Raw genomic sequence first — 14,232 nt, 5'->3', positions numbered from 1 at the left:
GAAATTTGGCTGGGTTTTGTGCAAGGATTCTGACTTTAAGGCAATTCCGAATTTACTTCAGGATTTCCCGCGAGATTACAATTTTCTGAATCTCAGAAGTTCCCTCGTAAATCTGGGTGATTTTAGCGTCGCGCATCAGGCGTTCAACGTGGAATTCTTTCACGAATCCGTAGCCGCCGTGCACCTGTACGGCCTCCACCGAAGTTTCCATGGCAACCTTCGAAGCGAAGAGCTTGGCCATAGCGCCCGACTTGGCGTAGTCGAGGTGGGCATCCTTGTCGTGCGCAGCCTGCAAGCACAGCAAACGGGCGGCGTCGATGTTGGTAGCCATATCGGCCAACTTAAACTGAATGGCTTGGTGCTGCGAAATCGGCACACCAAACGCTTTGCGCTCCTTCGAGTACTTCAGGGCCAACTCGTACGAACCCGAAGCAATACCTAGGGCTTGCGCAGCAATGCCGATGCGGCCGCCGGCCAGCACCTGCATTGCGAACTTGAAGCCGAAGCCGTCTTCGCCGATGCGGTTTTCCTTGGGCACCTTCACGTCGGTGAACATGAGCGAGTGCGTATCAGAACCGCGGATGCCCAGCTTATTTTCTTTCGGACCCACTACAAAGCCCGGCGTATCGCGCTCCACAATCAGGGCGTTGATGCCGCGGTGCCGCAATTCGGGGTTGGTTTGGGCAATTACGAGGTATACCGAAGCCGACGAGCCGTTGGTAATCCAGTTCTTGGTGCCGTTCAGCAAGTAATGGTCGCCCATGTCAACGGCGGTGGTGCGCTGCATGGTAGCATCGGAACCGGCTTCGGGCTCCGAAAGGCAGAAGGCGCCGATGATTTCGCCGGTGGCCAGCTTGGTCAGGTACTTCTGCTTTTGCTCTTCGGTGCCGTACTTCTCGAGGCCCCAGCACACCAACGAGTTGTTTACCGACATGATAACCGAACACGAAGCATCAACCTTGGAAATTTCTTCCATGGCTAGTACGTACGACACGGTATCCATGCCGCCGCCGCCGTACTCGGGGCTCACCATCATACCCAAGAAGCCCAGCTCGCCCATCTTCTTGACTTGCTCGGCAGGGAATTTCTGGTGTTCGTCGCGCTCGATCACGCCGGCCCACAGTTCATTTTGGGCAAATTCGCGAGCCGCGGCTTGCACGGCGAGTTGTTCTTCGGTGAGCTGAAAGTTCATGTGGGAATGGGTAAAGAGGCTTGGCACCTATCGGTAAACGATAAGGCGCCGCGAAATTACAAGCTGGTCAGTGGTTATCAACCTATAAGCAGCATTAAACGCACCAATGCGCACGCTAAGTTATAGGCTGCATGCATAACACGCCTAACAGTTGTTAGGTTTAGCTTCTCCTCAACTCGTCCTGCACCTAACCACAAAAACAAAGCGCCCGCAGTTGCGGGCGCTTGTATCGGGTTTGAGAGCCTGCAATAGCATTAGTTGCGACGGCTGCTGCCCATGAAGATGCTTACGTAGTAAAGTAGCGTTGCCAGCGAGCTAATAGCCGCTACCACGTACGTCATGGCGGCCCACCACAGTGCATCCTTGGCTAAGGCGTGTTCTTGCGTGGTAACAATACCACGCTTGTCAATCCAGGCCAGCGCCCGGCGCGAAGCATCAAACTCAACGGGCAGCGTGATGAAGCTGAACAGCGTGGTAAGCGCAAACAGAGTAATACCAATGCCCAGCGGAATCAGTGTGGTTTGCACCATGAAGATGCCCGCAATCAGAATGAAAGGCATGAAGCGCGACACGGCGCTGAGCGCCGGCACCATAGCCGAGCGGAACTGCAGCATGTTGTAGGCCGTGGCGTGCTGCACAGCGTGGCCGCACTCGTGGGCAGCTACGGCGGCGGCAGCGGCCGAGCGACCGTCGTACACCTCTTCGCTAAGGTTCACGGTTTTGTCGGCCGGGTTGTAGTGGTCGGTGAGGCGGCCCGAGGTCGAAATCACGCGCACGTCGTGAATGTTGTTGTCGGCCAGCATCAGCTCGGCTATCTGCTTGCCCGACAACCCCGATTGCAGCCCGATATGCGAGTACTTGGTGAACTTGCTGCGGAGGCGCCACTGAATACCCATGCTCACAACCATGAGCAGGATCATCAGCATATAAAAAGCGTTAGGACTCATAGGTCTGGAGTAAGTAAGGCGTGTGAATATTGGGAGCTTGGTGCCCAGCAACTCGCAGCCCAACTGGCTCCGAGCCTGCTAAATATCCATACTCCCCTCGGCCTGGCGCATGCGCTCCACTATGCGGGTTGTGCTGTAGCCAGGCACTAGAGGTACGGTTAGCACCTGCCCCCCGTTACTTAACACAAACTCGTGGCCTACGATTCCGCTGATGGCGTAGTCGTCGCCCTTCACGAGCACATCGGGCCGCACGAGGTGAATAAGCTCCAGCGGGGTAGGTTCGCCGAATAGCACCACGGCATCCACAAACAAAAGAGAGGCCAGCACGCGCGCGCGTGACATTTCGTCTTGCAGCGGCCGGCCAGGTTTGAGGCAGCTTACCGAAGCATCGGTATTGAGGCCCACAACCATCACGTCGCCCAAAGCCCGGGCTTGCTCAAGGTAGTCGACGTGCCCTAGGTGCAGCAAATCGAAGCATCCGTTGGTGAAAACGATGCGCTTGCCTTGTTGGCGCCAAGCATCCAGAACAGCAGGCAGCTGCTCGCGGGTCAGGATTTTATCTTTCGTCGGCATGAATTACAGACAGTTCGGCAGGCTCGACCGCACCTACACGGGCTTTACGGCCGGCTTGCATCATGCTAGCCACAAAGCTGATGCCGCCCATCAGCACCACCAGCAAAGTTTGGGCTCCGTGCACCACCAAGGCGTAGGCGATGCCTGCCTCCGGCGAAACCCCGAATACAATAAGGATGCTTTGCACCAGCAAGTGGAAGGTGCCGATGCCGCCCGACACTGGCGCGGCCATGCCGAAGGCACCAAACGTAAGCACCGCCAAGCCGGCCCGCACGCCTAGGTTGTAGGTTTCGGGAAACGCGAAGAAGGCCAGGTAATCCATCAGGAAGTACACCAGCCAAGTGAAAAAGGTATGCAGCAGAAACATGCCTTTGTTCTCGAGCTTTCGGATGCTGAACACCCCCTCTAGCAGCCCGCGTACAAACTTGATGATCCGATTAAAAAAGCGGTTTTCGCTAAGGCGTTCGAGGTTACGCCACAGCGCGTAAGCAGCAATCAGCATCAACACCCCAGCAATAACGGCTGCCCATAACAAGGGCGTGCGGTTGCGGGCCATGGCATCGTACTGGGCTTGCCCACCTAGGAGCTTATCCACCACGAAAGCCCAGAACTTGTGAAAGTCGAGCAACAACGTGGCCCCCAGCAATCCAAACAGCACTACCACATCGATAACGCGCTCCGTAATTACCGTGCCCACCGCTACATGCACGGGCACACCGCTCGTGCGGCGCAGCACCGAGCAGCGGATAACCTCGCCCATACGGGGCAATACCATATTGGCCAAGTAGCCCACCATCATGGCGTGGTATACTTGCCAAAACGAAGCCCGGTAATTAGCCGCATCCAGCTGCATTTTCCACCGGTAGCTTCGGCTTAGGTAGCCCAGCGCCGACAAAAGCATCGTTATGCCCAGCCAAGTGTAGTCAGCCTCGAGCATATAGCGGCCGATACGGCTCAAATCTTGGCCCCGAACGGCGTAAACCATGAGCGCTGCCGAGAAGGCCAGCAGCAAAGCGTATTTCAGAATATCAAGTACCCGCTTCACGTGTTCTGCTAGGGTAAGATTTACCAGGACGAAGCACTAAAAACAAAGCCAGCAGCAGAGCTACTGGCTTCGAACGCTCAGCAATATGGTTAGACGAGCCGATTGTGCTGATCGGGGAACACCAAAGTGGGCTTGTGTTCGCGCGCTACAGCAAAATCAATCAGGCAGTAGGAGAAGATAATCACGATGTCGCCAACGGCTACGCGCCGAGCCGCCGGCCCGTTTAGGCACACCATGCCCGAACCTCGCTCGCCCTTGATGGTATAAGTCTCGAACCGCTCGCCGTTGTTGACGTTCACCACCGTCACCTTCTCGTTTTCGATCATATTGGCCGCATCCAGCAGGTCTTCATCAATGGTGATGCTGCCTACATAGTGTAGCTCGGCCTGCGTGACTTTGGCGCGGTGAATCTTAGATTTTAAAACCTCAATGTGCATGGGTACGCGGTGCGGGTAATAGGGCGGCAAAGATACGCAAATAAGACCCGCTCCGATGCTGACGGTAATCCTAGGTTAGCGAGAGTACTACGTTGTCAATCAGGCGCACGCCGCCAAGCCATGCCGCTACGCAAATTACCGCTTCCTGCCCTACTGCTGCATTCGCCGGCAAAGGCTGCAACGAACGGGCATCGGCTACCTCCAAGTATTCTACCTCGATTTCAGAATGGGCACCTAGTAGCTCAAGAGCCGCTTGCTGAGCTTCGGCTGGCTGTTTGGTTTGCTGAAGGCATTCTACGGCGAGTTGCAACGCTTCGTAGAGGCGAGGCGCAACCGCACGAGCTTGCGCGGAAAGCCGTCTGTTGCGCGACGACATAGCCAAGCCGTCGGCTTCGCGCACCGTTGGGCAGCTGATTAATTGCAGGTCAAAACTCAAATCCTGCACCAGTTGGCGAACAACGGCCACTTGTTGCCAATCCTTCTGCCCGAAATACGCACGGTGCGGACGCCCTAGGTGAAATAGCTTGCTCACCACGGTGGCCACCCCATTGAAATGGCCGGGCCTGTGTGCCCCTTCCATCACCCGCTCGAGAAGCCCAAAGTCGAATTGAAGCACCGTGGGCCGCGGGTAAATTTCCTCAACAGACGGGCTAAATAAAGCCGTGCAACCCGTTCCGTGCAGCATTTCTGCGTCCGAATCGGGTACCCGGGGATATAATTTGAAGTCTTCGCTGTTGTTGAACTGTGTGGGGTTCACAAATATGCTAACCACTACCTCGTCATTTTCGACTGCGGCGGCGCGCACTAGCTGCAAATGGCCCTCGTGTAATGCCCCCATGGTGGGCACAAAGCCGATGCTGCGGCCCTCTCGGCGCCATTTTTCGGTAAGGGCTTGCAACGCCGCGGCGGTTTCAAGTATCTCCATGTCAGGCAGACGGCCCCGGAAGCCCGGGGTTGGCATAGTGGATTTATCGGGCAAAATTGTTTAATTTTGTGCGTCCCAATGGTGTTTCCTTTTCCTAACTTCTCCATTAACCCCGTATGTCGAAGCTGAGAATTCTCTATGCTGCCACGGAAATCAATCCGTTTTTGCAAACGACCCGGGTAGCGGAGTTCCTGCGGCGCCTGCCGCAGGGTATGCAAGAGATGGGGATGGAAATCCGCATTTTCGTACCCCGCTTCGGCATCATCAACGAACGTAAAAATCGTCTTCACGAGGTGGTACGCCTCTCCGGCATCAACATTGCCGTGGGCGAAGATGAGAAACCGCTGATTATTAAAGTGGCTTCCATCCCGAACGCGAAACTGCAAGTATACTTCATCGATAACGAAGATTACTTCCATCGCAAGTCGGTGTTGCGCGATAAGAACGACCAGTTCCACGCCGACAACGACGAGCGCGCTATATTCTTCTGCAAAGGGGTGCTGGAAACCGTCAAGAAACTTGGCTGGGCTCCCGATATCGTGCACTGCAACGATTGGATGACCGGTTTGATGCCGCTGTACCTGAAGACGACTTACAAGAAAGATCCCATCTTCAAAGATGCCAAGTCGATCTTTACGGTCTACAACAACGAGTTTGATTACAAATTCGAAGGCGACATCATCGAAAAGGCAAAGATGCTCGACATCGACGACTCGATGCTGGCCGCTCTGCAATCGGCTGACTTTACCGGTTTTGTAAAGATTGGTATGGAATACGCCGACTCAGTGGTGCGTTCCGACGAAGACTTCAGCGAAAACCTGAATGCTCTCTTCCAAGAGTATGCCCAACGTCACCGCCTCGGCCAAGTAGCCGACGACGAGAACCTGCTTAGCTCATACTACGCCCTGTATAATGAATTGGCCAACTAGGCTATTGAACATGCGGACGCCGACGGCCTTGCTGTTGGCGTCCGCTTTGTTTTCGCTCGGCTCGTGCGAAGACCCCAATGAGCTTGGTCTCGACTTACCGGGATCTGCCTCTATCGACAGCAAGTACGAGGATTTTCCGGTAACGGTATCTACTATTCGGCAGGACTCTGTGCCCACCTTGCGGCGCACCCGCTTCCTGGTAGGCCGCTTAACGGATGCCAACACGAGAGGGACGCTTGAGGCGCGTGCGTTTTCCGAAGTACAGCCATCCATCGACGCAACGGCTTACCCATTGCCTTCAAAATTCAGTGGGCAAAATCCGCAACTCGACTCGATCGTTTTGCTAGCTGGCTTTGACCGGGTGTATGGCAGCGCTACCCAACCGGTGCGCTTGAGCTTGTACGACCTGCAAAAACCGCTAGATGAGCGTACTAGCTACAACTCTACGAACAATCTGCCTCTAGATCAGCCAATCGTAGAAAACGCCTTGGTGCCACTGAACCGGATTATTCGCAACAAAGCCAATACAGCCGATAGTCTGCAATTGCCCTTGCGTATTTTAATCTCGGGTTCGCAGCCAACGCCCTTTGCTACCACCCTGTTCAACCTAATGAAGGCCACCACCACGGAAACGCTTTCGCAGCAAGATCTGCAGAAAGTTTGGCGTGGGCTGGCCATCGTTCCCGGAGCGGGCACTAATGGTACCGTAATCGGATTCGATCGGTCGGTTGGTTCACAAATCTTGGTGTATTACCGTGTAAATACTGCGTCGGGCACACCTGCTACAGAGCAGAAGGTGTATCGCTTTAATTATGCAAACACCACCGGTTCTGTTGCAGATCCTCGGTTTTTCACCAACATTCAGTACAACCTGAGCAGCGCAGGGGCGCCGTTTGGCACACTTAGCGGCAATACGGCTGCCGAAGTACCGGCCAGCAGTTCGGACAATACCACCTATGCGCAAGACGGTACGGGGTTAGCAACCAAACTGGCTATTCCGGGTCTGGAGCAGCTGCGCACGTTGCAACAACGCGAAAACATCATCATCAATCGCGCTGAGCTGATCGTGCCGTCGAAGTCGGGTTCGAATATTGTGTATCCGGCACCAACAACATTGTACATCTACGAGGCCAATACCCGCAACCAAGTATTGAAAGCGACTAGCAACTTAACCGAGTCGTTACGGTTCGTGCTGGGTGAAAACGTTAACTCTCAAGGCCAGCGCCTCGAAGCCCAACTGATTCGCCAAAGCTCAACCACAGGTACTAACAGCACCTATACTGCGCTACTTACTACCTACGTTCAAACGTACGTAACCAACCAACTGACTGCTCCGTATCCTGCGGCTTTCATTGTGTCGCCAACTTTGCGGCGTGAGCTACGCTCGGGCGAGACCAGCCTACCGCTTTCGCTCGACCGTGCTGCTATTGATGCAAGCAACGTGCGCTTACGTGTGTACTACTCCAAACCTGGAGCTCAATAGCACTCAACATTGTGGATAGCCGGCACGAGCTTTGCTAGGTGCCGACGACTTTTTCATCTGACTATTACCTTTCTTCTGACACACTATGTGCGGAATTGTAGCTTACATCGGGCATCGTGAAGCCTGCCCAATCATTATTAAAGGTCTGCGCCGCCTTGAGTATCGCGGTTACGACTCAGCAGGTGTTGCCTTGCTCAACGGCGAGCTGAATGTCTTCAAAAAGAAAGGCAAAGTTGCCGATCTAGAGGCCTTCATCGCCGACAAAAATGTGCATGCCCATGTAGGCATGGGCCATACGCGCTGGGCTACCCACGGTGAGCCCAACGACGTTAACGCCCACCCGCACTACTCTACTTCGGAGCGGATTGCCATCATTCACAATGGCATCATTGAAAACTACGCCGCGCTGAAAACCCACTTGATTCAGCAGGGTCATGAGTTTCACTCTGACACGGATACCGAAGTATTCGTGAACTTGATTGAAGAAATCCAGAAGCAGAACAAGTGCTCGTTGGAAGAGGCTGTGCGCTTGGCATTGCACGAAGTAGTAGGTGCGTATGCGATTGTGGTGCTTAGCAAAGACGAGCCAAACCAACTGATTGCAGCTCGTAAAGGCTCGCCAATGGTAATCGGCGTGGGCGAAAACGAGTTCTTCTTGGCCTCGGATGCTACTCCCATCATTGAGTACACCAACGAGGTTGTGTATGTGAACGATTACGAAATTGCGGTTATCCGCGACGGTAAGCTCGACATTCGCAGCAAAGAAGACGTACCCCAGACGCCTTACATCCAGAAGCTGGAGCTAGAACTCGACAGCATTGAGAAGGGTGGCTACGAGCACTTTATGCTGAAAGAAATCTACGAGCAGCCGAAGTCGATCATGGATTCGATGCGCGGCCGCTTGGAGCTGGAAGCAGGTCACCTGAACATGGGCGGTGTGCGCGCTTTCGAGCAGAAGTTCATCAATGCCCACCGCATCATTATTGTGGCTTGCGGTACTTCGTGGCACGCTGGCTTGGTGGCTGAATACCTCATTGAGGACCTAGCCCGCATTCCGGTTGAGGTGGAATACGCTTCGGAATTCCGCTACCGCAACCCGGTGCTGTCGGAGCGCGACATCGTAATTGCCATTTCGCAATCGGGCGAAACGGCCGATACGTTGGCAGCCATTGAACTTGCGAAGAGCAAAGGCGCTACCATCTTCGGTATTTGCAACGTGGTAGGCTCGAGCATTGCCCGTGCTACCGACGCTGGTGCTTACACCCACGCTGGTCCGGAAATCGGGGTGGCCTCCACAAAGGCCTTCACTGCCCAGGTAACTGTTCTGACGCTGCTGGCCATGATTGTTGGCCACCGCCGGGGTACGCTATCGGATCAGCGCCTGCGCGAGCTGATGATGGAGCTGCACACCATTCCGCAAAAAGTGGAAAAGGCGCTGGAGCTCGATACCGAGATTCGTCAGATTTCCGAAATTTTCAAAGACGCTGCGAACTTCCTGTACCTAGGCCGCGGCTACAACTTCCCGGTAGCTCTGGAAGGCGCCCTGAAGCTGAAAGAAATTAGCTACATCCACGCCGAAGGTTATCCTGCGGCCGAAATGAAGCACGGCCCTATCGCCCTGATCGATGAGAACATGCCGGTAGTGGTGATTGCTACCCGCGACAGTTCGTACGAGAAGATCGTGTCGAACATTCAGGAGGTAAAAGCCCGAAAAGGTCGCATCATCGCTATTGTAAGCGAAGGCGACACTGTAATTCCGCCGATGGCTGAGTTTGTGGTTGAAGTACCGCATACCTCGGATGAGTTGATGCCGCTGGTATCGGTTATTCCACTGCAGCTACTTTCCTACCACATTGCCGTTCTGCGTGGTTGCAACGTCGACCAGCCGCGTAACTTGGCTAAGTCGGTAACGGTGGAATAGGCACCGATCTAAACGAAAAAAGCGCTCCTAACCGGAGCGCTTTTTTTGTGCACTTTCAAGCTGGATTTCGATCCTGTTGTTGATAGCCTACTGTTTACGAAGTGAGCCAAAGTCAGCCCATCACCAAAGCTTATGCAACCCTAGGTCGCGTTGTGGTAGGCTTAGCCATAGTACTAGGGATACTGCCTTTTGCTGCGCTGTGCTGGTATGCTCACCCATCGGCCGACGACTTTCTGACGGCCAATCAGGTACAGGAGCACGGGCACTGGGGGTACATAAGCTACATGTACATGCAATGGACCGGCCGCTACACATCGGCGGCCCTGTGGGGCTTGCTGAGCCCAGTGGCATACGGGAACATTACGGAAGGCTATGGGGCAGTGTGTCTGCTGCACGTGCTTGGCTTGCCCGTGGCGTGCTACGTGCTGCTGAAGACATTGCTGGGCGCACAATTCAGCAAAGGCACGGTATGGCTGGCCAGTGGGGTGCTGGCCTTGCTGTTCCTGTTTCAGATGCCCAGCCCAGCCGAAGCATTTTACTGGATTACTAGCAACTACAATTACATCCTGCCCGCTTACCTAACCCTAGGTTGGTTAGCGGCCTTGCTGTGCCTTGGTGCTGCCAAAACAACTTCAGGGCGCCGGAAGTGGTTCATCGTAACAGCTGTACTGGCCGTTGTGGTGGTAGGAGGCAACGAGACCAACGCTTTGCCCATGCTATTTGGCACCGCTGGCATTACGCTCCTGCAAAGCCTTCGGCAACGACGAATTGCCTGGGTGTATGTAGCGCTTAGCACGTTGCTGGTAGTGGCCTGCGCTGTGGCCTTTTTGGCACCAGGCAATTATGTGCGGCTAGCGCAGTCTGCCCGGCAGTTTACTATGCTACAAGCAGCTGACAAAGCAGCCTTAGCTACCTACCGAACGCTGATTGGTTGGGTTGGCAACGGTGTGCTTCTGGCCATCACGGTACTGCTGTTGCCAGTGAGCTTCCGCCTGAGCCGAGTACCCGGGCTGCCGCTTAACCGCTTGGCTCAACGGCCAGAGTTCATGCTGCTGCTAATGCCGGCGATACTGTTCTTTCTGCTGTTTGTAGCCTTCTGGACAACCAGCACCTCCATGCCGGCTCGTTCGCGCAACGTCCTGTACTTGTTCTTTTTGGTGTGGTGGTTTGTGCATGCGCACGCTTGGGCGTGTTATGTCTGGCGCAGGTATGATGTGCAGGCAATGCCGCTACCTAGGACAGCGTACTGGCTGCTGGTAGTTTGGGTGGTTGGGGTATTCGCGTTGGGGCACACGCGCCGGATGCGGGGCCGCGAGCCGCGCGATAATGCCAACAACATTGTAAAAGCTTACCAGGATTGGCTGGGCGGCGCAGCAGCGCGTTACGATGCTCAACTCACGGCTCGCTACGCCTACCTTCGCGGCCAAACTCCGGCCGATGTGGTAGTTGAGCGCCTGCAAGCCCCACCTACAACCATTCTATTTTCGGACCTGGAAACCGACACCAACGACTGGGCCAACCAAGCCTATGCCGATTTCTTCGGCAAAAACAGCATCCGAGTGTCAGCCGAAGCACCAGCCACTACCCAGCCTTAAAGCGCAAAGCTTTCTTCGCGCTGCACCATGCGCTTGAGTAATGGGCAGATCTTGTAGCGTTCGTCGCGGGTGTCTTCCCAAAGGGTATTCAGTACTTCGTATACGCGCTCAACCCCAATAGCATTGGCCCACTCGAATGGGCCTTTGGGGTAATTCGTGCCGAGCTTCATGCCTAGGTCAATGTCGCGGATGCTGGCGGTGCCTTCCTGCAGGGTGTAGCAGGCCTCGTTGATGAGCATGCAAACAACGCGCGGCGTTACCATACCTACACGGTCTTCTACCACCCGGTAGTCGGTATCCAGGGCGGCGCAAGTGGCGGCCAGCTGCTCGGCGTTGGCCGGGTCGTACAGGCTCACTTCCAGCAAGCTGCGGTTGAGCAGCGTGGGCAAGCCGCAAAAGCCAAATACCGGGTAAGAAGGCTTAGCCGCGCCAAAACGCGAAACGAGCGACTCGGTAGCGGCCTCCACAAACGCGACAATGCCTTCTTTCTCTTCGTAGAGAGGGCCGTAATTGCCGAAGTCAAACACTACATCAGCGGTGGGTAGTGCTTCGTCGAGCTGCGGCATGGCCGACTCAAGCTCGTCGACCAAGCGCCCGCCGGCTTCGGGCACAAAGGTGTACTGGTGCCCGGGGCCGAACTTTTCGCGGAGTTCGGTTGCAAGGTGGTGACCGTCGAGGATGAGCAGGTGCATCGTTTTGGCTAAGTTCAGGCCACGAAAATAGGGCTTCGGCTCACTCTTACCTTTCTCATGGCAAATACCATCATCAACTCGCCCGAGGCGCCGGCTCCAATCGGGCCCTACAGCCAAGCCGTGCAGGCTGGCAACACCATCTACGTATCGGGGCAAATCGCGCTGGATGCTACCGGCGGACAGCTTATTGGCGAAGGCGACGTACAAGCTCAAACCCACCAGGTAATGCGCAACGTGCAGGCCGTGCTGGCCGCCGGTGGCTATTCACTGCAGGATGTGGTGAAGTGCAGCATCTTCGTGAAAGACCTAGGGCACTTCGGCACCATCAACGAAATCTACGGCTCGTACTTTGGCGCTGGCCCCTACCCCGCCCGCGAAACCGTGGAGGTAGCCCGCCTGCCCAAAGATGTGCTGGTGGAAATTTCGTGCATTGCCGTAAAGGCCTAGGTGTACTAAGCTCGGCCGCGCAGCGTTGCCAACGGGTACTTTAAACAAAGCCGTTATGAAAGAGCTAGGCCTTGGCTTATTTCTGGTGGGGTTGGTGTCGTTGGTGTTGCCCTTTTTGGGCATGAAATTCATGTTTCTGAGCTGGATTGAGCAGTGGGGCGAAACCACGGCCTGGGCTATCCGGGGTGGCGTAACGCTGCTCGGGCTGGTGCTCTGGCTTGCGTTCCGCAACCGCGATTAACACGAGCATTGAGGGGGGCGGTGAAATGGGAGTGATGTTTCAACGTCAAAACTCACTATTTCACCGCCACCCCATTTCACCTTTCCGTACCTTTGCGCGGCTCTTAGGCCCCTGCAGTTGGTTGGGGCCCGATATTGTCGTTTCGTATGGAAAGAGAAGTTCGGGTGCGTTTTGCGCCCAGCCCGACCGGACCGCTGCACATTGGCGGCGTGCGCACTGCGCTATATAACTACCTGCTGGCCCGCAAGCTGGGCGGTAAGATGCTGCTGCGCATCGAAGACACCGACCAAAACCGTTTTGTACCCGGCGCCGAGCAGTACATCATGGATTCGCTGCGCTGGTGCGGCATCGAGATTGACGAAGGCCCCGAGCAAGGCGGCCCGCACGCACCGTACCGCCAAAGCGAGCGGAAGCCCATGTACATGCAGTACGCCATGCAGCTCATCGAGGCCGGCCACGCGTACTACGCCTTCGATACGCCCGAGGAGCTCGACGCCATGCGCGCCCGCCTCACAGCGGCCAAGGTTACCAGCCCGCAGTACAACAGCATCACGCGCACGCAAATGCGCAACTCCCTCACGCTGCCCGAGGAGGAGGTAAAGCAGTTGCTCGAGAGCGGCGCGCCCTACGTAATCCGCCTGAAGGTGCCGCGCAAGGAAGAGGTGCGCTTCAACGACCTGATCCGCGGTTGGGTAGTGGTGCACTCGTCGTCGATTGACGACAAGGTGCTGATGAAGTCGGATGGCATGCCGACGTACCACCTGGCCAACATCGTGGATGACCACCTGATGGAAATCACGCACGTGATTCGCGGCGAAGAGTGGCTGCCCTCGGCTCCCTTGCACGTGTTGCTGTACCGTTACCTAGGCTGGGAAAGCACCATGCCGCAGTTTGCCCACTTGCCCCTGCTGCTGAAGCCCGACGGCACCGGCAAGCTGAGCAAGCGCGACGGCGACCGGCTGGGTTTTCCGGTGTTCCCGCTGGAGTGGCACGGCAAAGACGCCGAAACCGGCGAGCCAACCGTGAGCAGCGGTTACCGCGAGAGCGGCTACCTGCCCGAGGCGTTCATCAATTTTCTGGCTTTCTTGGGCTGGAACCCCGGTACCACGCAGGAAATTTTCTCGATGCCGGAGCTGATTGAGGCTTTCTCGATTGAGCGCGTAAGCAAGTCGCCGGCCCGCTTCGACCAAAACAAAGTTCGCTGGTACAACGAGCAGTACCTGCGCGCCAAGCCCGACAGCGAGTTGGCCCAGTACCTGGTTACCTCGCTGCACGAGCAGGGCATTACGGCCGATTTGCCCGCCGACAAAGCCGCGCAAATTGCCGGACTGGTAAAGGAGCGTGCCACCTTCTCAGCCGATCTGGCCCGCGAAGCCCGCTTGTTCTTCGAGCGCCCTACCGGCTACGACGAGCAGGTAATCAGCAAAAAGTGGAATGCCCAGGTAGCCGCCGCCCTAGGTGAGTTTGCCCAAGAGCTGCCCGCGGCAGCCGACACCACGCCCGAGGGCATCAAAGCCCTGCTGACGCAGGTACTGGAGCGCCAAGGCATCAAGATTGGGCAAGTGCTGCAAGCACTGCGCGTAGCCGTGACGGGCGCCGCCGCTGGCCCCGATCTGATGGCTATCATGAGCATCCTAGGTGCCGAAGAAACCGCCGAGCGCATTCAGGCCGCAGTAGCGGCCCTTACACCACAGGCAAGCTAACAGGCCCCTTTAGTCTGGCTTATCTTTCGAAAGCCCATCGGCAATTTGCTGCCGATGGGCTTTTTGTTTGCGCCTAAAAATCTAGGCTTGGCTCGGGCGCAA

14 protein-coding genes are annotated in these 14,232 nt (G+C 56.0%); 7 read left to right on the top strand and 7 right to left on the bottom strand.

Going from position 1 to position 14,232, the window contains the following annotated elements; genetic code table 11:
* Nucleotides 1–52: 52 nt before the first annotated feature.
* From ASU33_RS15235 to panC, 6 genes are all read right to left on the bottom strand, one after another.
* Nucleotides 53–1,192 carry an acyl-CoA dehydrogenase gene (locus ASU33_RS15235; RefSeq protein ID WP_059071708.1) on the bottom strand — a complete coding sequence of 380 codons (1,140 nt, stop codon included), beginning with the start codon at nt 1,190–1,192 and terminating at the stop codon, nt 53–55.
* 254 nt (nt 1,193–1,446) lie between these two features.
* Nucleotides 1,447–2,139: a zinc metallopeptidase gene (locus ASU33_RS15230; protein WP_078063174.1), complete on the bottom strand. Its 693-nt coding sequence runs from the start codon at nt 2,137–2,139 to the stop codon at nt 1,447–1,449.
* Nucleotides 2,140–2,217: 78 nt separating this feature from the next.
* Nucleotides 2,218–2,712 carry a D-glycero-beta-D-manno-heptose 1-phosphate adenylyltransferase gene (gene rfaE2 / locus ASU33_RS15225; RefSeq protein WP_059071707.1) on the bottom strand — a complete coding sequence of 165 codons (495 nt, stop codon included), beginning with the start codon at nt 2,710–2,712 and terminating at the stop codon, nt 2,218–2,220.
* Nucleotides 2,696–3,757, bottom strand: coding sequence for a lysylphosphatidylglycerol synthase transmembrane domain-containing protein (locus ASU33_RS15220; protein WP_059071706.1), 1,062 nt, complete (start codon nt 3,755–3,757; stop codon nt 2,696–2,698). The genes rfaE2 and ASU33_RS15220 overlap by 17 nt, the downstream gene beginning before the upstream one ends.
* Nucleotides 3,758–3,846: 89 nt before the next feature.
* Nucleotides 3,847–4,194 (bottom strand): aspartate 1-decarboxylase, encoded by a 348-nt coding sequence (gene panD, locus ASU33_RS15215; protein ID WP_059071705.1) that lies wholly within the window; start codon nt 4,192–4,194, stop codon nt 3,847–3,849.
* 70 nt (nt 4,195–4,264) lie between these two features.
* Nucleotides 4,265–5,119, bottom strand: a complete 855-nt coding sequence (panC, locus tag ASU33_RS15210) for a pantoate--beta-alanine ligase (RefSeq protein ID WP_059071704.1) — start codon at nt 5,117–5,119, stop codon at nt 4,265–4,267.
* Nucleotides 5,120–5,235: 116 nt separating this feature from the next.
* Here panC and ASU33_RS15205 point away from each other — a divergent pair, with 116 nt between their 5' ends.
* The 4 genes from ASU33_RS15205 (at nt 5,236) to ASU33_RS15190 (ending at nt 11,047) form a co-directional block, all read left to right on the top strand.
* The gene (locus tag ASU33_RS15205) at nt 5,236–6,048 is read left to right on the top strand and encodes a glycogen/starch synthase (RefSeq protein WP_059071703.1); all 813 of its coding nucleotides are present in this window, start codon (nt 5,236–5,238) and stop codon (nt 6,046–6,048) included.
* Nucleotides 6,049–6,058: 10 nt separating this feature from the next.
* Nucleotides 6,059–7,531 (top strand): DUF4270 family protein, encoded by a 1,473-nt coding sequence (locus ASU33_RS15200; protein ID WP_160328210.1) that lies wholly within the window; start codon nt 6,059–6,061, stop codon nt 7,529–7,531.
* A gap of 85 nt (nt 7,532–7,616) precedes the next feature.
* Complete coding sequence (glmS, locus tag ASU33_RS15195; RefSeq protein ID WP_059071701.1) at nt 7,617–9,452, top strand: glutamine--fructose-6-phosphate transaminase (isomerizing); 1,836 nt, start codon at nt 7,617–7,619, stop codon at nt 9,450–9,452.
* A 101-nt stretch (nt 9,453–9,553) separates the two neighbouring features.
* Nucleotides 9,554–11,047, top strand: a complete 1,494-nt coding sequence (locus ASU33_RS15190) for a DUF6056 family protein (protein ID WP_059071700.1) — start codon at nt 9,554–9,556, stop codon at nt 11,045–11,047.
* Here the strand turns inward: ASU33_RS15190 and ASU33_RS15185 are convergent.
* Nucleotides 11,044–11,739, bottom strand: coding sequence for a 3-hydroxyacyl-CoA dehydrogenase family protein (locus ASU33_RS15185; RefSeq protein WP_059071699.1), 696 nt, complete (start codon nt 11,737–11,739; stop codon nt 11,044–11,046). The genes ASU33_RS15190 and ASU33_RS15185 overlap by 4 nt on opposite strands.
* 57 nt (nt 11,740–11,796) lie before the next feature.
* On the opposite strand from ASU33_RS15185, the gene ASU33_RS15180 reads away from it, so the two are divergent.
* The 3 genes from ASU33_RS15180 to gltX all read left to right on the top strand — a co-directional run bounded on the left by ASU33_RS15180 (nt 11,797) and on the right by gltX (nt 14,130).
* Nucleotides 11,797–12,186 (top strand): RidA family protein, encoded by a 390-nt coding sequence (locus ASU33_RS15180; RefSeq protein ID WP_059071698.1) that lies wholly within the window; start codon nt 11,797–11,799, stop codon nt 12,184–12,186.
* Between the two features lie 55 nt (nt 12,187–12,241).
* Nucleotides 12,242–12,427, top strand: a complete 186-nt coding sequence (locus ASU33_RS15175) for a hypothetical protein (protein ID WP_059071697.1) — start codon at nt 12,242–12,244, stop codon at nt 12,425–12,427.
* A 146-nt stretch (nt 12,428–12,573) separates the two neighbouring features.
* Nucleotides 12,574–14,130 (top strand): glutamate--tRNA ligase, encoded by a 1,557-nt coding sequence (gene gltX, locus ASU33_RS15170; protein WP_059071696.1) that lies wholly within the window; start codon nt 12,574–12,576, stop codon nt 14,128–14,130.
* Nucleotides 14,131–14,232: the final 102 nt, after the last annotated feature.

The sequence above is a fragment of the Solirubrum puertoriconensis genome (genome assembly GCF_001483135.1).
In the GTDB taxonomy this organism is placed as follows: domain Bacteria; phylum Bacteroidota; class Bacteroidia; order Cytophagales; family Hymenobacteraceae; genus Solirubrum; species Solirubrum puertoriconensis.
Note: the sequence above shows the minus strand (reverse complement) of the source record. Positions and strands in the feature narration are given on the sequence as shown.

Bases quoted from the DNA above. Each gene is read 5' to 3' on its own strand.
- gltX (WP_059071696.1), top strand. From the start codon at position 12,574: ATGGAAAGAGAAGTTCGGGTGCGTTTTGCGCCCAGCCCGACCGGACCG.
- ASU33_RS15180 (WP_059071698.1), top strand. From the start codon at position 11,797: ATGGCAAATACCATCATCAACTCGCCCGAGGCGCCGGCTCCAATCGGG.
- ASU33_RS15185 (WP_059071699.1), bottom strand. From the start codon at position 11,739: ATGCACCTGCTCATCCTCGACGGTCACCACCTTGCAACCGAACTCCGC.
- rfaE2 (WP_059071707.1), bottom strand. From the start codon at position 2,712: ATGCCGACGAAAGATAAAATCCTGACCCGCGAGCAGCTGCCTGCTGTT.
- ASU33_RS15230 (WP_078063174.1), bottom strand. From the start codon at position 2,139: ATGAGTCCTAACGCTTTTTATATGCTGATGATCCTGCTCATGGTTGTG.
- panD (WP_059071705.1), bottom strand. From the start codon at position 4,194: ATGCACATTGAGGTTTTAAAATCTAAGATTCACCGCGCCAAAGTCACG.
- ASU33_RS15205 (WP_059071703.1), top strand. From the start codon at position 5,236: ATGTCGAAGCTGAGAATTCTCTATGCTGCCACGGAAATCAATCCGTTT.
- panC (WP_059071704.1), bottom strand. From the start codon at position 5,119: ATGGAGATACTTGAAACCGCCGCGGCGTTGCAAGCCCTTACCGAAAAA.
- ASU33_RS15175 (WP_059071697.1), top strand. From the start codon at position 12,242: ATGAAAGAGCTAGGCCTTGGCTTATTTCTGGTGGGGTTGGTGTCGTTG.
- glmS (WP_059071701.1), top strand. From the start codon at position 7,617: ATGTGCGGAATTGTAGCTTACATCGGGCATCGTGAAGCCTGCCCAATC.
- ASU33_RS15200 (WP_160328210.1), top strand. From the start codon at position 6,059: ATGCGGACGCCGACGGCCTTGCTGTTGGCGTCCGCTTTGTTTTCGCTC.
- ASU33_RS15235 (WP_059071708.1), bottom strand. From the start codon at position 1,192: ATGAACTTTCAGCTCACCGAAGAACAACTCGCCGTGCAAGCCGCGGCT.